This is a genomic window from Stenotrophomonas sp. C9D9, from assembly GCF_056491205.1.
The window spans coordinates 1-23,838 of the sequence record NZ_JBSZIF010000005.1 but is presented as its reverse complement, the minus strand read 5'-3'; the positions used below and the strand labels follow the sequence as shown (position 1 = coordinate 23,838).

Below are 23,838 nucleotides of genomic sequence, written 5' to 3'. Positions count from 1 at the left end.
CCCGGCCATTGTTGTGGCTGCAAGGTTCCACATGTAACACCATCAATCCACCAAGGAAACCGCCATGACTTCCAAGCTCGAACCGTTGATCCATACCGCCACCAAGAAGATGCGCAACTGGCTGCGGCGCTGGGATCGCCACCTTGCCGACGCTCTGCGCCAGGGCAACTTCCGTGTCACGCCCGAGGGCATCGTGGTCTTCGATGACAAGGTGCTGTGTAACGCCTACTTCCATCGGGTTGTAGGGCGTGATGACGACTACACGGTTGACCACAACCTGCTTGTTGATCAGGGAATCATGAAGGCGCTGGGTGTCATGTTCTTCACCGATGCCAAAATTCCGGCCTGGTATCTGACCATGGGCAACGGCGCGGCCAATCCGGGTGCGGGCCTGACCGCTGCCAACTTCGCCTCGACACTGGGCGAGATCACCTCCACGACGGAAGGCTGGAGCAATACCACTCGACCGAAGTGGAACCCTGCTGCGCCGGCCGCGAACGTCATCAGCAACGTGGCCAACAAGGCACAGTTCAACATCGTTTGCGCGACCAGCATCAAGGTCACGTGCGGCATGCTCGTTTCCAGCGATGTACGGGGCGGAACTGATGGCACGTTGTGGTCGGCGGCGCGATTCAGCAACGAGCGCGAGCTGTACAACGGCGAGGTGTTCGAACTGGGCTACCAGACCAGCCTGACCGGTTGATGTGATCCCCATGCGCTACGGGCCCGCCCGCGTCGTGTACAGCGGCGACAAGGAACGTGCGCAGGCCTTTCTGCCGAAGGGCCTGCAGCTCCTGCGCAATGCCCAGGAGCGCCAGCGGCTGGGTGGATTGAACGTCCTGCGCGATTACCAGGTTCTGGACGACGACAGCTACTGCTACGTGATACTGGGCGGCGGCATGGCCGCAGTGCATATCGTCGCCGGGTACGCACCCTCGGTGGGCGAAGTCGAGGTGGAGCGCAATGTCATCCCGGACTTCGTTTCCGGGGTCATTCGCAACGGGTACATCGAGTCCGCTTCGCGCTGGGAGGGTGACAGTCGACAGGTGCTCTCTCAATTTCATCCCACCTTCCGTTGCGCGGAAACCTACAGCCTGTGGGGGAAGAAGGTGGAGGTTCCTTCCTACGGTTATCAGGAGCTCGAGCGCCTGGCTGTGGAGCCCCTGCAGGGCTTTCCCGAACTGCGCAACCCTACAACAAGCGGACAGGCGGCCGAGCGCGTCTATTCGCAGTACACGCTGCTGCGTCCGACGATGTACTCCGGTGCGATGCGGGGGCTTGTGCAGGCACTGATGGGCTTCGGCCGCCAGCGCCGTCAGCCGCCCGCGAAAGAGGGACAGGCACGCGGGCGGGAAGTCAGCCTGTACGAGGAGATCCGCAGCGAGCCAGCGCAGACCGACGTGGACGGCGGTACCCCGCCATCATCCCGCTCCAAGTCCACATACCTCAGGGAGGTGGCCAATGAGGGGCTGCAGGTTCGCTACGATTGGAAGTTCTACCGCACGCACGGTCTGACGCGGGCAGCGGATGGCCGCTGGTGGTTGGTGGAGATCAGTGGCAGTGCGGGAGTGATCGCGATGCCGCTGCCGCTGCATGACGCCACGTTGAGCAGCACCTTCCGTGAGCTGCTCGAGCAGCGCGGAGACGTTGACGCGCTCCACCTCCTCGAGCAGTTCGGAGGCTTCCCGACAGGCGAGCCGTTTCCAAAAGCAGGATCATTGGAATCATGGATCCGCGCGGGGCGAGTTGTGCGCCTCGCGGCGCGAGCGGACCTCGCTGACTTCTATCGTCACAGTCCCTACTCATCGGACATGGGCTGGGCGTTCAATCTGCGTGGCGACGAAGCGCACAACACAGCATGGCGCTTTGGGGATGATGATCTGCAGCGGGGCGTGCACTACGCGATCAGCCTGCAGATCGGCGCTGTTCGGCCAGTCATAGAGACTGCCGACAGTCTGTTGTTGAAGCGCCTCGAGCGCATGCGCGACGCTGGCTTGTTCCCAGATGGAATCGACGCGGCAATCTGGAAGGCTGCGCGTATGACGGCAAAGCAGCGTGCCTTGGCGACAGGTACCGATGAGGCGGTGTTCCGCTATGTCGACGCATTGGTGTTGGAGCCGATCGCCGTGGGGGGCGCTCGAGTGAGCAGGGTAAGCGAGGGCTTCCTGTGGTTCTCCCCGGCGGCCAAACAGGACAACGGGAACATCATCAGGTTCCCCGAAACGCTGCTGGGCCACCTGGTCTCCCACTCCATGCAGCCTGCGTCGCGGTTGGCGGAGCAGCCGGCCCTCTGCCACACGACCATGCACGTCTTCTTCGCCGGAAATGACCTGAAATGGGTCAAGTTCTACTGGGTGCGGGACTCAAACGCTCCTGCACAGAACACCAGCGACCTTGAAGACTGCATGTACGTCGGTCAGTGGAGTGCGCACGACGAGGTGGGCACGCGGCGTGTTCCGATGATGTTCTACACGAATGATTTCGACCACCGCGACGAGCTGCCTGCCGGGACCGCAGACACCGACATCGTGAGCAAGGATCTTGGCTACTCGAGCGTCGACGTGATTGATTTCGGGCCGCCCTACGCGAATGAGGGCACAGTGACGCGTACCAAACGATTCCTTCGCCGTACCGATGTGAGGCGGGTTTCATCGCCGGACCTCGGTAGCGGCGTGGCGGTACCCTTCGGCGATCGCGAGAGCTACTACTACGCCTGGCGCCGCAGCCACGCCGGCACCGAGCGTGAGGTTCAGCACGAGTATCGCTATTTGCTTGACCCACACCACTACGAGCACTGGCGGAACCGCGCTCCGTGGTCGGGCGGAGAGTGGTCAAGCGGCGTAGGCTGGCCACCGAGCGAGGGTGAGGAACCCGGTACCAGCTACTGGATACGCCTCGAACAGCATCCAACCGGCTACGGCCCGGTGACTCAGCGCACTGTGTGCACGCCCGGCGTCCGCCACGCGCACTACAACTGGCTCGCCGGCACGGCCTGGCACGACGGCAACAGCTACAGCCCCTACGACTGCGGCGATGCCGCCGATGAGGGACCGTGGCTTTCGGGCGGCGAGCATGCGACTTCACTGGCGTACTCCGTCCCTGAACCCCCGCTCCCCGCGCCGGTTAGGGAGTTGTCACCGCCGGGAGGCGAGTACGAGGTGTGGTGGATCAGCAGCTCGACTTTGGGGCAGATACGCACGCACCGCGAGGAGGAGCTGGGGTTCGGCCTTTGGGCTACCCCGTCACCGACGGTGGATACCAACCTGACCCAGTACATCGAAGCGACCTACAACTGCCTGGGCGAGGCCACGTCTGCGCGGTATGGCCTGAATCTCAACGGCGGAAGCCGAGCGGTGGGTGTACCGCAGTACCCAGGCATGGAGAGCCGCCCCCTCACCTACATCGGAGTAATCGACGGTGGCTGAACATCAGTGCCTCATGCTGGAAGACGGGATCTACCATTCCGAGCAGTGGCTGATCGCGAGGAATGACTTGCTGGCCGACGCTGGGAGCGTGGTAGAGGCATACTCTTTCGGCCTGTCCGTGTCGCTGCGCGACTCTGCCTTGGTGCTCGAGAGCTACATTGGAATTCGAACTCTGGGGCTTGCTGAGGCCGGGACGTGGCAGGAGGTCTACCGACCGGTCGCCTTGCCCGAAGCTGTGCTGCTGGACCGTGGAAGGATCGGCGAGCGGTGGACGACGCGGCGGTCGGTCACGATGTCGGACGCCGGTGCCTGGGGAGAATCGTACGGCGGCAACAGCCGGCTGGCGATGCAGGAGCGCGGTGCATTTTCCGAGCAATACATGCCGACCGGATCGCCGTCCGCAATGCTTGCGGACATCGCCAAGGGGGTAGAGCGGTACTCAAGCGCCCGCACCGGAGGCTTGGCCGAGCTTGGTCATTGGGACGAGCTCTTCACTGCAACGCGTAGCGCGCTTCTGGCCGATGCTGGGCGACTCGGTGAGATCCTCTCGGCGGAGGCCAATGCGATCGTGTTCATCCGCGAGCGCGGCGTGTTGGCTGACCAGTTCACGGGAATTGGACGGCCTCGCGGAACGCTGGTGGATGCTGGATGGGGTGAGGAGCGATACCTGCCATCGCCACCGATGCCGGCCGGGGATGGGCATACCGCGCGACGCGTCGGAATGACCACGGCCTGGACTGCAAACACCGACACCTGGGCCATGAGCCGCTACACCGATCTTCCGATGAATTCGCTGGCGGTGATTGACGGCGTGTTGTACGGCGCCAGCGATGCCGGACTGTTTCGCCTTGAAGGCGAGGACGACTTCGGGCTGCCGATCAATGCGCACGTGCGGACTGGCAAGCAGGCCCTGACCGGCGAGCAGACGGCGACGATGCGAATGGTGTACGCCGGCGCAACCACCGATGGCCGGTTGCAGTTGACGGTGGATGCCGCCCCCAAGGGGGTGCCTGTGTTCTACACCTACGATTTCGAGCAGCGCCTGGCTGAAGACCTGGCGCCCCAGCGGGCAAAGTTGGGGCGAGGCCTGAAGTCTCGCTACTGGCAGGCGACCATCGGCAACAAGGCCGGTGCTGACTTCACGATTGACAGCGTGTCGGTGCTCGATAGCGCCGGCCAGAGGAGGGTTTGATGGACAACTCGATCGCACCGTCGAATGACACGAAGAATGCCTATCAGGAGGCCATTCGGAACGTCAACAACGCCATGGAATACATGATGGGTGCGGCCGGCGAGTGGCTGGGCCGGACCGAAACCAGCATCCACAACCTTGGACGCTGGACGCCGGCGCAGGAGCTGACGCCACCGGATATACGGCCCAGTGAGGTCGTTGTTGGAGATATGCCGACCTTTACCCCGCCCGATCCGAACTTGCTGGGGGAGGTGGGGGAGGTTGTGCCGCCGCCCTACGAGGATCTGCTGCACCTTATCGATGATCTTGATCTCGATGATCCTGGTCCGTTCCAGCCGAGCGTTGGCTTGCCGGTGATGCCGGCTACTCCGGCGCCGCTGAACCCTGGCGCCGCCCCCGAGCGGCCGGCGGTGAACCCGGTCGAGTTGCCGGTTGAGCCGGATCTGACCTTGCCTGCGGCGCCCTCGCTGGAAGCGCTCACGTTGCCGCCCGTGCCACAGGTGGACATTCCACCGTTCGATGTGGAGGAGGTGCCCACGTTCAATACCGATGTTCCGAGCCTGCGGTTCGACTGGCAGGAGCAGGAGTATTCACCGATGGCGCTCAACGAACTGTCGGCCAGCATCAAGAAGATGCTCGCCGGCGGTTTCGCGATGCCACAGGCGGTGCAGGAGGCGCTATGGGCGGCCGCAGTGGAACGGGAGGATGCGACCGCGCGTAAGGCGATCAGCGCGGCGGCTGATGACTGGGCGGCGCGGGGGTACACCATGCCGCCGGGCATGCTTGTGGAGCAGGTGAACGCTGTTCGGGAACAGGCGGCGCTGAATGCCAATGGTCACAGCCGGGATGTGTTCTCGAAGGCTGCAGAATGGGCGATTGAGAATCTTCGAACTGCGGTTGCGCAGGGTATCGCCTTGGAATCGATGTGGTCGCAGCATTGGCAACAGACCGCGCAGAGGGCCTTCCAAGGCGCCGAGGTGGTGCTCGGTGCGATGAAGGATGAGTTCAACCTCCATGCCGCGGCATTCGGCCTGCGGCTGCAGAGCATCCAAGCCAAGCGGGAGGTGTTCGAAGCGCGGCTGCGTGCGGAGTTGGCCAAGCTGGACATTCTGCGTGCGCAGATCGAAGCGGAGCAGTTGAAGGGCACGATCAATGAGCAGAGGGTTCGGATCTATACCAGCCAGCTCGAGGGAGTGAAGGTGCTGGCCGACATGTTCAGTACGCGGCTGCATGGGGCAAAGATCCGGTCGGAGATCGAGCGCGACAAGATCGACGCCTACAAGGTGGATGTGGAGGCCTGGGATGCGCGCCTGAGTGCGGAGAAGACCCGGTTTGAGGTGTACGACTCACAGGTGCGAGGTGAGGTGGCCAAGGTTCAGGCCTTCGAAGCCGAAGCGCGGGCCTATGCCGCCACTGTCTCTGCCGCCAGCGATCGCAACAACTCAAGACTGCGCGTGATCGAGGCGAAGCTGAGCGCCACGGATGCCAGTGTGCGGAAGTTCCTGGGCCTACTGCAGTCTCAGACAGCGGTAGTCGCCGCGCGAAAGGACGCGATCACTGCGCGGGCTCAGACCTATGCCGCTGATACGCAGCGATGGGGCGAGCAGATGCGGTATGCCGGCCAGGCTGAGGAGATCCGGGTGCGCGCCCAAGAGGCATCGGTGCGCAACAACATCGCGTACTTTGAGGTGGTCAGCCGCCAGTTCGAAGCACGCATGCAACGTCTGCAGCAGGTCGCGCTGGCCCTGAAGGACGCGATGAGTTCGGCGGGCCAGATGTCCGCTCAGATGGCCGCCGGTGCGATGAGCGCTATCCATGCCTCCGCATCGATCAGCGGCAGCGGCAGTGCCAGCGATTCGACTTCGGTCAGCCGCAGCTACAACTATTCCGGCGAGATCGCCGACGCCTCGTAACCACGAAAGGAACCGCCATGGCAAACGACCAACAGAAGCCGTATCCGCAGGTCAGCAGCAACTTCGCGCCTGCAGCGACGGCAAATCTCACTGGCGCCGACTACCGCGTAGGCCGGGGCCTGAGCGGCGGCGCGGTACCGTCACTCCAAGCGGCGGCCGGGCAACCGGCGGCTGCCGCAGCACCCGCGCCAGCGGCGGGAACGCGGTTTGGCCGTGGGCTGCGCAACTGGGCCGACGAAACCGAGAAGGTGCACCGTCGAACGGTGAATGCCGGGCTGGGGGCAGCCGAAGGTCTGGCCAACGCCGCTCTGGTGCCCGGCCGCACGCTTGGCGGCTTCGCTCGAGACGCCGTGAGCGGCTTCAATGGCACTGAGCACCCGGATGCCGGCAAACCGCTCAACCTGCGGGTCACGCTGCCCCGATTGAGCGCAGCGGCGGCCGCGCCAGCGGCGGGCGCCGTTTCAGCGGACAGCCCGGCAGCACCAGCCGCTACGAGCGCAGCGCCTGGCCCGGTGGGAGCTGCTGCGGCATCGCCGCAGGGTCCGACGGTGATCGTGAACGATGGCACGGTTGGGGCGCCGGAGAACCCCTACCTCAAGGCCGATCCGAAGGCTCTCGTTCCGGGTATGCGAACGCTGGACGGCCAGCCGGGCGGAGTTGCCTCGCGCATCGGTGAACACGGCGAGAACGTGTACGACAACGCGAGCCTGGCCCGCCTTGGCCAGAACGAGAATCGCAACACGCTGGGCGCATTCGACGCGCGCACCGTTGGCGGACTGCCCGCCAGCCTGCCCGTGGTCGGCGCCGGGGCCGCCGGTACCGGCGCGGCGGGCGCGGTCATCGGCATGCCCGGTGAAGCTGAACGGCGAGCGGCAATGCGGCAGAGCGAGCTGGCCACCGATCTGCGGACCAAGGGGCGCGGCAGCCCGAGCATGCGCCGCGCGTTGATGGATCAGTACCAGGCGGAGCAGGGCAACGCGGTCAGCATGGCGAACAACGCCGCCAAGATTGCCAGCGATGAAGGGCTGGCCGGTGCGAACCTCGCCGCGCGCTCCGCCGAGGCTGGCGCTGATCGGCAGCTTCGCGGGCTGGGTCTGGCGGCAGACATTGCGCAGCGCAACCAGCAGGGCCAGCAGGTGGCCCGCATGCTGACGGGTGCCGATGGAAATGCCTATGGGCTGACCAACGACGGCACCGTGCGGCAGATCACCGGCGCCGATGGCAAGCCATTCCGTGGGGCGGCCGACGCTGCCGGGGCGATCACCCCGAAGGTGCGACTCGACTTCCTCGGCGAGCAGCGCAAGAGCATCAACGATTCCTTGGGGCTCAGTGCCGAGGAGAAGGCATCAGCGCTGGCTGACGTGGATGCCCAAATTGCTACACTCCTCGGCGGCAATCAGGTTCCACAAGGCGGACCTACGCCGCCGGAGGCGGCCATTGCCCAGTTGCGAGCCAATCCTGGCACGCGCGCCCAGTTCGACGCCACGTTCGGCGCTGGCGCAGCGGCCCGTTACCTGGGGAAATAACCGATGTCGCAGGACAAGAACCCTTACGAGCAGTACGTTCAACATGCGGCACCAGAGGATGCGGCGAGCAACCCTTATGCCGAATACGCCCAGCCTCGCCGGCTGAGCGGCGCGGCGGCGACCGAGCCGAAGGCGGCCGGTTTCGGCGAAGCCGCTTTGCGCGGCTTCAAGCGCAGCCTGCCAGAGACGAAAAGCCTGCTGTACGGCGCAGCGGCCGCCACCGGCGGTTTGGTTGGTGCCGATGGCCTGCGCGACTGGGGATTGGAGAACTACCAGCGCGTGCAGCGTGAGGAGGTTGAGCCGCTGCAGAACAACTCCTCGTTCAAGGGCTCGATTTCGGGCGACGCGTCCTTCGGTGAGTGGGCTGGCGATACCCTGGGTAACTTCGGTGGCCAGGCCCTTCAAAGCCTGGCCGTTTCTGCGGCCGGCGCCGCTGCAGGTGGTGCTGCCGGCGCTCCTGCGGGCGGTGTTGGTGCTGCGCCCGGAGCGGTGGTCGGCGCCGTGGGCGGCTTGGTCGCCAAGACCGGCGCCAAGAAGATCATCAACGCAGAAGTGCGCAACCTTGTGGAACAGCAGTTGGCCAAGGGCGTCGGTCTCGAGGCGGCGGAGCTGGCGGGATCACAACTGGCGAAGAAGCGCCTTGCACAGCTTGGCGGGGGCGCCCTTGCCAACACCGGGTTGAACGTCGGGCAGGAAGTGGGAATCGCGTACACGGGCCGAGCGGATGATGCCGCTGAGGCCGGCGAGGCTTTGACCAGCGGAGACGCCGCGCGCGCGATCGCTTGGGGTGTACCGGCCGGCCTGGTGGACTCTGCGGCCGAGGGCCTGATCGCGGGCCGGCTGTTCCGAGGCGCCTCCGCGAGCCCGCAGATGGGGCGCCGCATGCTGACAGGTGCGGTGGAGGGGGCGATCACCGAAGGTGCCACCGAGGGCGTGCAGGCGGTGATGGAGCGCGCTGGCGCGCGGCAGGCGCTGACTGGTGCTGAGGCCTACGACGACTACCTCGAGAACGTCGCCGCCGGTGCGCTGGGCGGCAGCGTGCCAGGCGCCGCGTCTGGCTTCCGCCGCAGGCTGCCGCAGAACGCGCCGGAGGAGCAGTCCAGCGTTCCGCAGCAAGCTCCGCTGGCGCTGCCCCCGCCGGAGGCGGTCACCGTCGACCCCGAGGGGCAGGCGGTCACTGCGGCCCAGGCGTATGCGCGCGACGCGGCTGATGCGGCATTTGCTCAGGAGCGGCAGAACATCGGCCTGACGCCGGATGTAAATCAGGCGCGCGCTCAGCACCCTGCGGCCGCGCCGGTAGCCACTCCGACGCTGCCGGATGGAAGCCCGGTACCGGACGCCTCGAATGGCCCCCTGTCGCGCGCAGTGAATGTTGCCGTGAACAACGGCGCAGCGCAGGCTGCCGCCGACGTGCAGGCTATGACGGCCGCATTGCAGGGCGAGCCCGTGCCCCCGCGCCAGGGCGAATTGATCGAGAGCACCGCGCGTCGCTTGCCGTCCGCGCCGCGCGGCGTGGATCCGGCAACCGGGGAAGTGCTGCAGCGGCCGGGTGCTGATGAAATGCGCTCCTTCCTGCATCGGCAGATGGAGACGAATGGACGCATGCCGGCCGTGAGCACGCTGGCGCGCGCCATGGGTGTTGATGCGCCCGAGGCCCAGCAGGTGGTGAGCGATGTGTTCGCTGATCGCCGTGCCCTGAACGAAGAGGCGAAGACCAATGCACGAGCTGCCGGACGATCCGAAGCCGGACGAGGCGACCTGGCGCGCGGCGCTGTGGAAGCTGGCGGGGTTCCAGTCGAAGGTGTCGCTGTTCCGCAGCCTGTTTCTGGCGCAGAAAGCACCCGCAACGCCCCCGCCACCGCGGCAGTTGAGCGGGCGGCGACTGAGCCCCTGAGTGCTCCGTCGGTCGTCCAGGCCGCCGCAGCAGAGGCTGCGACGAGCCCGGCGAACGCGCGTCCCGAGCCGACCGAGGCGCAGAAGGAGGCCGGCAACTACAAGAAGGGCCATGCGCGTGTGGCTGGCCTGGATGTGTCGATCGAGAACCCGGCCGGCACCAGCCGCCGCCCCGAGTGGCCGCCGCTGCAGGACCACTACGGGTATTTCAAGGGTTCCAAGGGCGCCGACAAGGACCACGTGGACGTGTTCATGACGGACCGGGCAGAGGACGAGAGCCTGCCCGTTTTCGTGGTGGACCAAGTGAACAAGGATGGCTCCTTCGATGAACACAAGGTGGTCATGGGGGCGCCGTCGGAAGCGGACGCCCGACAGACCTATCTGCGCAACTACGAGCCGGGCTGGGATGGCCTGGGCGGTATCACGCAGATGTCGCAGGAGGAGTTCCGCCGCTGGGTGAAGGATCCGAGCAGGACGACCGTGCCCGCTGCTGTCCAGCAGGATCAACAAGCGGCACCTGGTCGCGCCGCGATCGACACCCGCGAAGTAGATCGAGTCATGGGCGCAAAGGCGTCCGAGCTGACCACCGTGCGCAACGTCCACGGCGAAGCCTTCAAGGTGCGCAAGAAGGATCTGGAAGGCTCCCGCGTGCTGCTGCCGACGTACGACGCCAGCGGCAAGCCCCGTATGACCAAGCAGGGCGTAACGCGCCTGCACCGGGACAACATCGCCAGCGATGAGCAGGTGGCCACCTTCAACGCGGGTGCGAAGACGATCACGCGTCACGGTGCCCGCAATACGAAGGAAGAGGGTTTTTCCAAGCCCGAAGTAGTGCAGCGCGAGATCAAGCGGCGTGGGCTCGATCCGGCCAACTATGAGGTGCGCAAGCACTTCGGCGGCTATGTGGGGGTGCTGAAGGAGGCCCCGGACACCGCGATCAAGAGCCAAACGCCGACGGCCGGCAACGAGGGCCGGGGTGCCCAGCCGACCAGCAAGGGCGACGGCGCCGCGCGCACGGAAATCCATCGCAAGATCGACCAGGAGTTCGCGGAGAACCTCGAGGCCATCGCAGAGGAGGGCATCGGCGCCGGTGACACCGTGAAGTTCCGCTCCGGCGATGAGACCCTGGCTGCGGAGGTGATGGAGATCGACAACGAGCAGGGCACGCTGCAGGTTCGCCTCGAGAACGGTGCAATTCGCATCGTTCCCGGTCGGGTTGCGGTGAAGCCCGGTGGCGACGCCGCGCCGACGGGCAAGCCGGAGAAGAAGGCCAAGAAGGCCGCGCGCGCTCCCGAGGCAAGCGCGAACACCATTTTCACGGAAGATGCGGCCGAGAGGGCGCGTGCGACTCTTCGTTCCAAGCTGAGCCAGCTCAACTCCGGGATCGATCCTGAGATCCTGCAGGCGGGCATCACGCTGGCCGGGTACCATATCGAGAAGGGCGCCAGAACCTTTGCGGCGTACGCCCAGGCGATGCTGGCCGACCTTGGCGAGGGCGTGCGTCCATACCTGAAAAGCTGGTACATGGGAGTCAGGTTTGACCCGCGCGCAACCGATTTCGAAGGGATGGACAGTGCGGCCGCCGTTGAATCGGCCGACGTGGACGCAATCGCCGCTGCTGCGGCACAGACCGAGTACACCGAGCAGGGGAATGCTGATGAGCAACCGACTGGACCCGAACTGGGTGCGGCAGATCAAGCAGGAGCACAAGCGCCTGCAGGCCGACGAGGACGTGATGCACAACCAGGAGCTGCATCGGCGGATTCTGGCAACGTGGAAGGAAACCAACCCGGAACTGCTGGCGAGCCTGCAGCGCGAGGGGATGGCCGACGCACTGGCGTACGTGCTGCAGCAGAGAATGTGGACGGAGCAGGACGAGCTGATGGCAGCCGGGCTACCGGTGACCGACGCGCGCGAGCAGGCCGAGCGGAACAACCTGATGCGGGATCCCAGCGCCGCGGCGTAGCGAAGTCGCCGGCGGAGGTCAGCCCGGCCAATCCTGGGCCGGGGAACTTCCACATCGCGGATCCGACGGCAATCGCTGGTGGTGGTCCGGTGGCTCGCTTCAAAAAGAGCCAGGCCGCGATCGAGCTGTTCAATGAGCTGTCTGCCGTGGGGCGAGAGCCCACGATTGAGGAGCAGGCTGTCCTTGCTGGCTACACCGGCTGGGGCTCCTTCGGCCAGGAACTGTTCCAAGGCACGTGGGAGCGCCCCCGACCGAAGGCCGGATGGGAGCAGCGCGACGCGTGGCTGAGGGAGAACCTTGGCCGTGAAGCATGGGAGAGCGCGCAGCGCTCGATCACGAATGCTCACTACACGGACCCGCCGACGGTTGCCGCCATGTGGGACATGGTGAAGACCATGGGCTTCCAAGGCGGCCGCGTGCTTGAGCCGGCAATGGGCATCGGCAACTTCTTCGGGCTGATGCCGCAGGCACTGCAGCGGCGCAGCCAGCTCGCCGGCATTGAGCTGGACCAGACCACGGGCGGCATGGCCAAACTGCTGTACCCAAGCGCCAACGTGCGGGTGATGCCGTACCAGGAGTCGAAGACCCCCGACAACTTCTACGACCTGGTGATCGGAAACTGGCCGTTCGAGAACACTGTGATTGCGGACCGGCGTTACCAGCGCCTGAACCCGCACCTGCATGATTACTTCTTCCTGAAGGCCCTTGACCAAACCCGGCCGGGCGGCCTGGTGGTGGGCATCACGTCCGCCGGCACCATGGACAAGAAGGGGTTCGGCGTCCGCGCAGAGCTGGCCAAGAAGGGCGAGCTGTTGGCCGCATTCCGCCTGCCGTCCGGAGCGTTCGAGGAATACGCCGGCACGCAGGTGGTCACGGACATCCTGATTCTGCGCAAGCGCGACGTGCCGTTGGCGCAGGCGATGGACGCCGGATGGATTGAGTCGAAGGAGCTGATGACTCCGGCCGGCGAGCCGGTACTGGTCAACGAATACTTCCACGCCAATCCTGACCACGTGGTGGGGAAGATCGACCACGGGCAGGGCGCCAACAGTGCTCGGCCTGGGATGCTGGTGCGCCGGCCGGCCGACATGGGCGCCGAGCTGCAGCGCATTGCCCGCCTCGTGCCGAAGGGGGCGTACCAGATGGATGCGCGCCCGGCGCAGGTCAGCTACATCACCAACCACACGGCCGATCGCGAGAACGCCCTGACCAAGACGGAAAAGGGATTCTTCATCGTGCGCGGCGAGCACCTGGCACCGGCCAGCGAAGTGATTGCCTACGCCGTCAAGGATCCGGCCAAGACGGCCGCGCGCGAGCGCCAGCTCTCGAGCCTGATCGACATGCGGCAGCAGTACGCGGCACTGATCGAGGCGGAACGAGCCGGTACCGACGCAGATCAGGCGCGCACGGCGCTTCGGGCCCTCTACGATGGCTTCGTGCAGGAGCATGGCCGGCTTGGAGCGAGCTACGGGCTGCAGTACCTGCGGAAGGTGGACGATCCGTTCTATCCGGCGCTGGCGGCGCTCGAGGTTCCGGATGGTCGGACGCAGGGCTTCCGGCCCGCCCGGATCCTGACAGAAAGCACCACGCGCGGCGCTCGCCGCATTGAGAACCCCAGCGTGGCGGATGCCTTCGTGCTGGCCCGCAATCGATCGATCAACCCCAGCGCCGCCGAAATCGCCGAGATCGCCCGCCGCCCCGAGGCCGAGGTCAAGGCCGAGCTGATCGAGCAGGGCGCCGTGTTCGAGCTTCCTGGCGGCGACATCGTGCCTTCGGACATCTACCTATCGGGTAATGTCCGCGAGAAGCTGCGGCAGGCGCAGGCAGCCGTAGCGGAGGGCATGGGACACATTCAGCGCAACGTGAATGCGCTGAAGGACGTAGTGCCTGCGGACATCCCCTACTACAAGATCGAGACGCAGCTCGGCGCCACTTGGGTGCCGGTAGATGCCTACCGCGACTACATCGCGCACATGCTCGGTACCGAGAGTGCACAGGGCGTTGAAGTGTCCTTCTCGGCCGGCCGCTGGCGGGTCCGAATTCCCGATTCGATGAAGGGAAGGGCGGAAGCCCGGACCAACTTCGGCACCGACAAGGTGCCGTTCCAGCGCCTGATGAACGCGGCGATCTCGAATCAGACCATCACGCTGCATCGCCCTGCCAGAGACGGCGGAGGCGTGGATGTCGACGCAACGAAGGAGGTGACGGAGAAAATCGCCAACATCCGCGGTCGCTTTGCCGAATGGTTGTGGAGTGACGCCGAACGCAAGGTGGCGGTGGAGCGCGAGTACAACGAGGTCCGCAACGCCTACGCAACGCCTAAGTTCGACGGTTCCTTCCTGAGCTTCGAGGGTATGGCGCTGTCGTTGGGCAGCGGCCCGTTCGACCTGCGCGACCACCAGCGGAACGCCATCTGGCGAGGCCTGGTGATGCGCAAGTCCATCAACGCCCATGAGGTGGGTACCGGCAAGACGTTCACCATGGGCGGTATTGCCGTTGAATCGCGGCGCTACGGCATTGCCAAGAAGCCCTTGCTGCTGGCGCACAACGCCAACAGCGCCAGCGTCGCTGCCGAGATTCAGATGATGTACCCGGCTGCGAAGGTTCTGTATGTGGACAACCTGTCGCCGGCGACCGTCGATGTGAAGCTGCGCCAGATCGCCAACGACGATTGGGATGCCGTGGTACTGCCTCATTCCCTGATGGATCGCCTGACGTTCCGGAAGGACACGCTGATGGGATTGGCAGCGGAAGAGATCGCCCAGCTCGAGGAGGCCGCGCACGAGGCCGCCAGCGATGATGGAACGAAGCTCACGCCCGAAATGCTGGCGGACGAGGATGAGCTGAAAAAGCTGCGCTCGCCAACGGCGAAGGAGCTGGTGAAGATTCGCAATCGCATCCTGAACTCGATCCAGATCCAAGCCGACCGTGCGTCGCGGCCCGGCGCCATCCCGTTCGAGGAACTGGGGATCGACATGGTGCTGGTGGATGAGGCCCACGAGTTCAAGAAGCCGCCGTTCACCACCAAGATGCGCATGAAGGGCTTGCAGACCCAATCCTCAGCGCAGTCGATTGGACTGAACTTCCTCACGCGCTACGTCCGCACCAACAACAACGGCAACAACGTGCACCTGTTCACGGGCACCCCGGTCACCAACACCATGACCGAGGTGTTCCACCAGATGCGGTACGTGATGGCGGAGGAGATGGAGGCGGCCGGCGTCGACCAATGGGACGGCTGGTTCGGATCGTTTGCGCGCGAAGTGCAGGATGTCGAGCTGAACGCCGCTGCCGAATACGAGGCGGTCACCCGCCTGGCCGCCTTCATCAACGTGCCCGAACTGCGCCGGATGGTCGGGCAGTACATGGACGTGGTGTTCGCCGATGACATGCCGGAAATGCGCCCGCGCCGTACGGCATCTGGCAAGCGCCTGGGCGACAAGACGCTCACCGAGGCCGAGAGTGCCGAGCTGCTGAACGGCCGAACGGAGGGGGCAAAGGATCGGCCGTACAAGAAGGTGGTTGTCGAGACGGCAGACCTGACCGCGCCGCAAAAGGCTGCCTTCGAGCGTATCCAAGGGTATGCCCGCTCCTGGCGGGGCATGAGCAGCAAGGCCCGAAAGGAGGCCATGCTCGCCGGTTTGCCGGAGTCGCCCATCATCACCGAAGGGCTGGCGAACAAGGCAAGCCTGGATGTGCGCTTGCTCGACGGCGAGAAGTTGGCCGGCCGAGAGGGCCGTGTGGAGGATGACCCGAACAGCAAGGCCAGCCGACTGGTGCGTAACGTCGCGGATCTCTACCGCAGCCATCCGGAGGCGAACCAGGTCATCTTCACCGAGCTGGGGATCTCGACCACCGCCACCCGCAAGGTGGGCCCGGTGGGGGCGCGCATGGACCAGCGCTACAAGGTGTTCTCCACGATCCAGGACGTGGTGGCTCGTCTGGTCGAGCAGGGCATCCCGCGCGAGCAGATTGCCCTGGTGGATGGGTCGACCAGCAAGGAAAAGCGCAAGGAAGTTGCCGACCGCATGAACCGGTCGGAAATCCGTGTGGTCATTGGCAGCACCGCGTCGCTGGGTGTCGGCGTCAACATGCAACGCAATCTGCGTGCCACGCACCATCTGGACGCACCGTGGATGCCCGGCGACCTCGAGCAACGCAACGGGCGCGGTCATCGACAGGGCAACCAGTGGAACACGGTGCTCGAGTATCGCTACCTGACGGACCGACTCGATGGCCGCCGCTGGCAGGTGCTCGCGGTGAAGGATCGCTTCATCAAGGCGTTCCTGCGCTCCAAGGGCGATGAGCGAGTGATCGAGGGAGAGGCGGCAGCGGAGGAGCAGAGCGACATCCTGCAGACCTTTGCGGAGGCGGCTGGCGATCCGCGCATCCTGATCCGGGAAAAGCTCCGCAAGAAGATCGAAGGCCTGCAGTCGAGGGAGCGCCTGCACAGCCGCGGCATTGCTGATTCGCAATCGAAGATTCGCTCGATCAGCAACCGTGCGGACCGCAATGAGGTGGTGCTTTCGAAGATCGAGAAGGCCGGCGCGGTTGACGCCGTGGACACCTTGGTGGCGATGAATGCCGGCAAGGGCTTCTCCATGGACGTTGACGGCGGGGTCCATGCCGACCGGAAGGAAGCGAGCGAGGCGATCGGGAAGTGGATCTCGGCCAACATGCGTGTTGGTGACGGCCCGGAGCGAGTGGCCACCTACGGCGAGTTCCCGGTGAAGGCCATGTGGGACCGCTACGCGGAGGTGCCGCACCTGGTGCTGGATGTGCGCGGCGTCGAGATCACGTCGAACCAGCCCACCGTGGCGAGCCTTGAGGCGGCGCTGCGCCGATACCCGGTTGAAGTGCGGGAGCTGGCCGAAGGCATTGCCGAGGATCGGGCGACGGCGGAGCGGTTGCGCAAGGCCACGACGGAGCCGTTCCACATGGGCGACCAGCTCAAGGCGGCCGAGAAGGCGCTGGTGGAGCTTGAGCGCGACATTCAGGCCAACCCGGTTCCACCGCCGGCATGGCTCCGCAGCGGCGCGCCCGTCGAGACTGAGGTGGTTTGGAACGGCAAGACGTTCGAGGTGACCGGCCACCGGTGGACCGCTGACGGCTGGTTCGTGGTTGGCCGCGACGCACGCGGCGAGGTGGCCATTCCGTATGCGGAGGCGACCGACGGGCAGGGCATGCCGTTGTATGAGCCGCGCACCTTCGAATCCCCGGTGCTGGTGGACAAGAAGGCGGCACCGGCTGAGGCCGTGAAGCTGTCACGACCGGCTGAGGTCGCCACCCGCGGCATCTCGGCGGCCCAGGCCAAGAAGGCGATCAGCACGGTTACTGCGAAGTGGGGCGGCGAGGCGCCGGCAGTGGTGGTGCTGGAAAGCCATGCCGATCTGCCAGCGCGGGCAAAGAGCGATCCGGAGTACGTGAGCGCGGAGGGTTTCTACGACGACTCGACCGGGACCGTCTACCTGGTGGCCAACAACCTGAGCAGTCCGCAGCGCGCCCTGCAGGTGCTGTCGCATGAGGCGGTGGGGCATTTCGGTATCGAAGCCATCACTGGCGACCGGACGTGGGCGGACATTGCGCGGACGATTGACCGCATGCGAGCCGGAGGAAAGCATGCCGCCCTGTTTGCAGAGATCGACCGCCGCTACCGTGGCGCGAATCGGGAAATCGGCATCCGCGAGGCCGTGGCCGTGATGGCCGAAAAGGGCGTCCGCAACAGCGTGATCGATCGAGCCATCACGGCGGTGCGCAACTTCCTGCGGCAGCTCGGGTTCACGCTGCAGTTGAGCGAAGCGGAGCTGAGGCAGCACGTGGTCGCGGCATCGCGCTATGTCCGAGGCGGAGCGCGCCCGCGCGCAAGCAGCGCAGGCGCCGGCCTGGCCTTCTCCCGCACTGCCGGCGATCCCAACCAGTCCATCCCGGTAGTCGATGTCACGGTGGGCGACATTCCGCCGGATCTGCCGCCGAAGGAGGCCCGTCGCGTAGCCCGCGACTACCTGGTGCGCATGCGCGATGCCGGCACGGTGATGCACAACGACGACAAGGGCTGGGACATCGGCCTCACCCGCCGTTCGATCAATGAGCTGGTGAGTTTCCGGCCCGAGAAGCTGCTGCTGGTTCCGGCGCTGCCGCAGATCACGAAGGCGGCGGTACTGGGGCGGTCACGCCCGAACGCGGACACATCTGCGGTGAACCCGTCTGGCGATTCGGTGGTGGCCTATCACGACTTCTACGCACCGGTCCGGATCGGCGGCGAGCTGCGTGTGGCCCGCGTGGTGGTGCAGGAGCAGCGCAACGGGAAGTTCGCCTACGACCTGCAGCAATCGGATGTTCTGGAAAACGTAAGCCCCGCAGAAGCCGTGCGCGAACCCGGTCACATCCAAGGCGCGTCACGGCCCACAACGGGGCTCACGGCGCTGACCCTATCGCAGTTGCGGGATGCGGTCAATTCCGTGGATCGCCCCGGTTGGGTTATGTCAAGGCCCGATCAGGTCCGCAGCCCCGAATTCAGGGAATGGTTCGGTCGGTCGCAGGTGGTCGATGCCAGCGGCGACCCCAAGGTCGTGTACCACGGTACCGGCGAGGAGTTCTGGTCGTTCGATCCGGCCAGGCTGGGCCGTTCAACTGGGCACATGACGGCCCCGCTGGGGTTCTTCTTCGATGAAAGCAAGGCGAAGGCGACGCGGTACGCCGAGAAGGCAGCAGACGGCGTGCCCGCCGATGAGCGCGTGATTGACGCGTATTTGTCGCTGCAGAATCCGAAGGCCATGACACTCGATCAGTTCCTCGCGGTCGATTCCTTCGAGGAGGCGAGGGCGCTTCGCTCGGCCCTCAAGGCCGAAGGGCACGACGGTATCCACGTGGCCGAAATCGGCCAGTGGATTGCGTTCGATCCGGGCCAAGTGAAGTCGGCCACCGCCAACACAGGCGCATTCAACTCGCGTAACGCGGACATGCGCTATTCGAAGCCCGATCCGGCGGCCACTGTCGCGGCCGTGGACGCCGCGTTGGGTGGACCGTCGAGCCGGGTGGCGGACAAACTGAAGGCCATGTTCCGGGGGCTGAAGCCCGAGAATCTGCGCGAGAACACTCGGCCGGCCTGGCTCGGTGCGCTGACCCTGCGGCATCTGGCCGAGTTGGGCAACGACCTGCACCTGCAGCAGGTGGCGGCCTACGCGGACCGTGTGCAGCAGATGGCCACCGACCGCAACATCATGCAGGAGGAGGCCGCAGGAACCGCCGATTCTTGGGAGAAATTCCAGCGCAAGGACCGCGCCGGGGCTGATGCGACCGCGAACCTGATGCACGACACCACCATCGAGGGTGTCGACCCGTCCCAAGACTATGTGCCGTTGCGTACCGGCGCCACCCGCCGCGGTCCCGACGAGATCGTCACCCCCGCCAGCATCGAGCGCCGCAAGGCCTCGGTGGCAGAGGACATGCGCCAGGCGCGATCGTCGGAGGCAGTGGGCCGCCTGGAGGCCGAGCTGCAGGCACTGGATGACTTGCTCGCACAGGAGCAGGCTCGAAAGGCGGTCTACCCCGAGTTGGTCCGGCGCTTCCTGGCGCTGCCGGCCGCCGGCCAGCAGCTCTACCGCACCGCCAAGCAGGCCTACGTTCGCCAATCGGAACAGATGGAGCAGGCCCTGATCGACCGCATTGAAGCACTGCAGGCCGACCGGAAGTCCAAAGCGACGATGGTGAGCCAGATCCGACAGCAGTTCGAGTCGGCGCGTTTGAATGGCCCCTACTTCCCGCTGCAGCGCTTCGGTCAGTTCTGGATCTCCGCCACGGACGCTGCTGGCGAGCCCGCCTTCCTGATGTACGAGAAGGTTGAGCAGTGGCGGGAGGCACAGCGGGAGCTGCCCGCGCGCGGCTTCACCGTGAAGAAGGCGGGCCGCAAGCTCGATGAGGCCCGCAGCCTGGCCGGTGCCAGCGGCGGTTTCATGGCCGACCTGCAGGAGCTGCTGGCCAACGCCGGCATTGACGAGAGCACACGCGACGACGTGTACCAGCTCTACCTGCGCACGTTGCCGGAGCTGTCGGTGCGAAAGCACCAGATCCACCGCAAGGGCACGGCCGGCTACAGCGCTGACGCCCTGCGGTCGTTCTCGTCAAACCTCTTCCACGGCAGCTTCCAGGTCGCGCGGCTCCGCCATTCCCACGAGCTGGACGCCGATCTGATGGACATGAAGGCAGCCGTTGACCGGTTGACCGAGAGTGATCCGGAGCGGGCGGCAAAGGGGGCGGCGCTCTACAGCGAAATGAACAAGCGGCACGAGTGGGTGATGAACCCCAAGGACTCCAAGACGGTCAGCGGGCTGACTTCGCTGGGCTTCGCGTGGTACCTGGGCACCACGCCGGCGGCCGCACTGGTCAACCTGTCGCAGACGGCCATCGTTACCTTCCCGGTGCTGGCCGCCCGCTTCGGGGTCGGCAAGGCGTTCTCGGCCCTGTCGTCCGGGATGGGCCTTGCGCTGCGCACCGCGACGGGCGACATCACCGGCAACCTCAATGCGGAAGAACGTGCGGCGTACCACGTCTGGCGCACGTCGGGCGCGATCGACAAGTCCCAGGCACACAACCTGGCTGGCCTGTCGGAAACGGACACCCGCGCCTTTAACCCTGCGGTGCGCAAGGGCATGCAGGTGATCTCCTGGCTGTTCCACAAGGCGGAGGTAGTGAACCGAGAGGCAACCGCGTTGGCGGCCTTCCGCCTTGCGCGCCAAGGTGGCCAGACGTTCAACGAGGCGGTGAAGTACGCCGGTGATGTGGTGACGGAGAGCCACTTCGATTACAGCAACGCCAACCGTGCGCGCTTCATGCAGAGCAACGCAGCGAAGGTGCTACTGCTGTTCCGGCAGTACAGCCTGAACATGACGTGGTTCCTGTGGAGAAACCTGTACCAGTCGATCAAGGGCCAGGCACCGGAGGTTCGCCGCGAGGCGCGCACGAAGCTGGGTGGGGTGCTCGGCATGACTGGCCTGTTCGCTGGCCTGATGGGCATGCCGCTGACCTCGGTGATGTTCGGACTGGCTGATGCCGCGGCGTCGGCGTTCGGCGATGACGACGACGAGCCGTTCGATTCGGAGGTGGCATTCCGCAACTTCCTTGCCGATCTGCTGGGCGCCGATGCGGCCAGAATCTTGGCAAAGGGGCCGGTCGACTATTTCACCTCGGCCAGCATCGGCAGCCGCGTGAGCCTCAACGATCTCTGGTTCCGCGAGCCCAACCGGGAGCTGGAAGGCAAGGAAATGGCCGACTATCTGCTCGAGCAGGCTGGCGGCCCGTTGTTCGGCGGGATGCTGGTCAACACGCTGCGCGGCCTGGCACAGGTCCAAGAGGGGCACACTTGGCGCGGCGTCGAGACGATGATGCCCAAGGCGGTCAAGGACGGCATGAAGTCGGTCCGCTACACCACTCAGGGCGTCAACACCCTGCGCGGCGACCCTGTGATCGAGGATCTTGGGGTAGGCGGTTCACTGTTGCAGCTCGCGGGATTCTCGCCTGCGAGCCTCAACGAGCGGTACGAAGGCATCAACGCGGCCAAGAACTACGAAAAGCGCCTGCTTGACCGCCGCTCATCGCTGCTGAATGCCTACGCGATGGCGTGGCGGGCGGGGGACGCCGATACGGTCACGAAGGTGTTGGGCAAGATCCGCTCGTTCAACGAGGCTCAGCCGGAGCTGGCGATCAACACGTCCACCATCCGTGACTCACTGCAGGCCCGCATGCGTTACAGCTCCCGAGCTGAGGGTGGCGTTGTGCTGAACCCGAAGATCGCGGACAAGGCGCGGGAGGAGGCGCGCTTCGCCGAGTAGTCAGCGCCTGGGGCGGAGCATCCTCTCGGCAATGATCGGGAGGGTGCATTGCCTGGGGTCGGCAGGATGCCCGACGTAGCCCGTCGGGCACCCGCCGAAGAAGCCGCGCTTCACGAACTGCGGCACGTCCTTTTCACAGCGATCCACATTCGCCGCCGGCGCGTGCTGCCCGTCGGGGCACAGCTTGAAGCACGACTTGCCGACCGGCTTGAAGCCTGCAGCGCACTGCGGCTGCGCGTAGCGCGCATATGGGTTTGGTTCTTCGGCAGCCGCAGCGGTGGCTGCCAGAGCCAGAGCGAGCGCGGCGATGATGCGGAACATGACGATCCTCCTGATGTCAGGAGCGAATGATCGCCGGGCGCGGCCGGCGTGTCGAATCGTTCCGCTACAGCGGCGCTGGCAGCGCCTCAGTGGTCAGCTCCTCGCCGGACCGCCATTCGCCGGTCTGCCGGTCAACGTGCAGCACCCGCGTGCTGCCGCGCTTGGCCACCAGCACCAGATCGATGGTTCCTTTCCATGACCGGGTTTGGACGGGCTCAATGCCGCGGTGGTAGATGGCGATTCGCTCGAATGTATCCGCGACCATCTGGCGAGCCTTGATACGGGCGTCATAGTCGAGCGCACGCACACCCTCCACCAGATCGGCCCAGGCCTGTGCCAGCGCCGGCGGCGGCGAGATGGCAGCGCTGGCCAGCTCGTGCTCGAGGGCGTCCACCTCGGCCTGCTGGCCGGCCAGCGTCTCTTCCAGCTCGCGGGCGCGGCGCATGAATGCAGCCGGGGCCTGACCAGCGGCCGCCGAAAGCAGGGCATCGGTCACTTTTTCGATCTTGGCGGTGGTGTCGGCGACGGCCGCGCGGGCCACTGCGAGCTGACCACTGATGCTGGCCTCGCGATTGCCCCCCTCGTGGAGCCGGGTCAGGTTCATCTGGTCGGCGCAGAAAGTCATAAGCGCGTGCTCGATCGGCACCACACTGCAACTCCCGGAAACTGCGCAGCCCGAGCCCTGGGAGTTTCCGACGCAGATCATGCGGCGGTGCCCATGCTGCGGTTGGCCATCCGCCCGACGACCGCGATTCATCAGGTTTTGCGCAACCATGGCCGAGCCACAGTACCCGCAGTAGGTGACACGCATGCCGGCGATCAGGCTGGGGATCTCGCTGGTGCCCTTGCGGCGGATGCGCTGGCCGGCGACGTGCTGCAGGTCGGCAAACTCCTCTGCCGTCAGCAGGGGCGGGTAGTAGCCCGGCAGCCGGTACTCCTGCCCCTCCACCTCGAGCACCTTCTCGCCCACCAGCGCCCGGTTGCGGACGATCTTGTAGAGCTGGCCGGCGGGGTTGCCCCCGTTGGTGATCTGCAGTCCCTGCTCCTCGAGGGCGCGCATGATGGTGACCGCGCCGTTGCCCTCGCGGAACATGCGGACGGCCAGCCGAACGGCCTCGGCTCGATCCGGCACCAGCTTGAACTCGCCGGGCTTGGTCAGTTCCAGCCAGTGCGGGTCACGCCCGTTCCGGATGACCCCGCGCCAGGTGCCGGCGATCCAGCCCTGGCATTGCCGGTGGATCGCCGCGCGCACGCGCTTGCTCTTGGTATCGGACTCTTCGTGGGCCCGGATCATCACCAGGAGGCTGTAGACAAGATCCATGGGCTGGGCCTTGAGCCCGGCCCTGTTGTACTCGCGGCCGTCGCTGGCGGTCACCACGGTGATGCCGGCGTTGATGATCTGTGCCAACTGGGCCTGCGCCTGAATGGGCTCGGCGCGGCTGAGGCGGTCCAGGCCCTCCACGATCAGCACAGACCCGGAGGGGATCCGTCCCTCATCTATGGCCGCCAGGAACACCCCGAGGGCGCCCTTTTTCACGTGGCGCTGGTGGTAGGCGGAAAGGCCCTCATCCTGCATGGAGAGGGCCGAATCCAAGGTCATTCCGTGCTCGGAGGCCCAGCGGCGAGCGTACTCGAGCTGGCGGTCGGCACTGCTGCCGGCCGCCTGCTTGGGGTCACTGAAGCGCAAGTAGCTGTAAACTCTCGCCTTTGTAGCCATAGAGCCAGGTGTCGCAGTGTCGGATCGCAGGAGTATAGGGTTTATTTCTTTAGGGTGC

At 65.7% G+C, this 23,838-nt stretch carries 8 protein-coding genes; 6 read left to right on the top strand and 2 right to left on the bottom strand.

Annotated features, from left to right (window positions below; genetic code table 11):
• Positions 1 to 64 precede the first annotated feature (64 nt).
• Genes ACXI0D_RS15185 through ACXI0D_RS15160 form a run of 6 tightly spaced genes read left to right on the top strand, consistent with a single transcriptional unit; the run spans position 65 to position 21,742 of the window.
• Positions 65 to 703, top strand: coding sequence for a hypothetical protein (locus ACXI0D_RS15185; protein ID WP_479642214.1), 639 nt, complete (start codon positions 65 to 67; stop codon positions 701 to 703).
• A gap of 10 nt (positions 704 to 713) precedes the next feature.
• On the top strand, positions 714 to 3,425 hold the full coding sequence (locus ACXI0D_RS15180; protein ID WP_479642755.1) for a hypothetical protein: 2,712 nt from the start codon (positions 714 to 716) through the stop codon (positions 3,423 to 3,425).
• On the top strand, positions 3,418 to 4,617 hold the full coding sequence (locus ACXI0D_RS15175) for a hypothetical protein (protein WP_479642754.1): 1,200 nt from the start codon (positions 3,418 to 3,420) through the stop codon (positions 4,615 to 4,617). The genes ACXI0D_RS15180 and ACXI0D_RS15175 overlap by 8 nt, the downstream gene beginning before the upstream one ends.
• Positions 4,617 to 6,530, top strand: coding sequence for a hypothetical protein (locus ACXI0D_RS15170; RefSeq protein ID WP_479642753.1), 1,914 nt, complete (start codon positions 4,617 to 4,619; stop codon positions 6,528 to 6,530). Before ACXI0D_RS15175 ends, ACXI0D_RS15170 begins: the two co-directional genes overlap by 1 nt.
• A gap of 17 nt (positions 6,531 to 6,547) precedes the next feature.
• On the top strand, positions 6,548 to 8,056 hold the full coding sequence (locus ACXI0D_RS15165; RefSeq protein WP_479642752.1) for a hypothetical protein: 1,509 nt from the start codon (positions 6,548 to 6,550) through the stop codon (positions 8,054 to 8,056).
• A gap of 3 nt (positions 8,057 to 8,059) precedes the next feature.
• A complete protein-coding gene (locus ACXI0D_RS15160) occupies positions 8,060 to 21,742 on the top strand; it encodes a PLxRFG domain-containing protein (protein ID WP_479642751.1) in 13,683 nt (4,560 codons plus the stop codon).
• On the opposite strand, the gene ACXI0D_RS15155 is transcribed toward ACXI0D_RS15160, so the two are convergent.
• Entirely contained in the window at positions 21,743 to 22,063 is a 321-nt protein-coding gene (locus tag ACXI0D_RS15155; protein ID WP_479642750.1) for a hypothetical protein, read from the bottom strand.
• A gap of 64 nt (positions 22,064 to 22,127) precedes the next feature.
• On the bottom strand, positions 22,128 to 23,838 hold a 1,711-nt coding region (locus ACXI0D_RS15150), incomplete at its 5' end, for a recombinase family protein (protein WP_479642749.1).

What these genes read in the sequence shown, in the direction of transcription:
- ACXI0D_RS15180 (WP_479642755.1), top strand. Translation starts at nt 714, where the DNA reads ATGCGCTACGGGCCCGCCCGCGTCGTGTACAGCGGCGACAAGGAACGT.
- ACXI0D_RS15155 (WP_479642750.1), bottom strand. Translation starts at nt 22,063, where the DNA reads ATGTTCCGCATCATCGCCGCGCTCGCTCTGGCTCTGGCAGCCACCGCT.
- ACXI0D_RS15165 (WP_479642752.1), top strand. Translation starts at nt 6,548, where the DNA reads ATGGCAAACGACCAACAGAAGCCGTATCCGCAGGTCAGCAGCAACTTC.
- ACXI0D_RS15170 (WP_479642753.1), top strand. Translation starts at nt 4,617, where the DNA reads ATGGACAACTCGATCGCACCGTCGAATGACACGAAGAATGCCTATCAG.
- ACXI0D_RS15160 (WP_479642751.1), top strand. Translation starts at nt 8,060, where the DNA reads ATGTCGCAGGACAAGAACCCTTACGAGCAGTACGTTCAACATGCGGCA.
- ACXI0D_RS15185 (WP_479642214.1), top strand. Translation starts at nt 65, where the DNA reads ATGACTTCCAAGCTCGAACCGTTGATCCATACCGCCACCAAGAAGATG.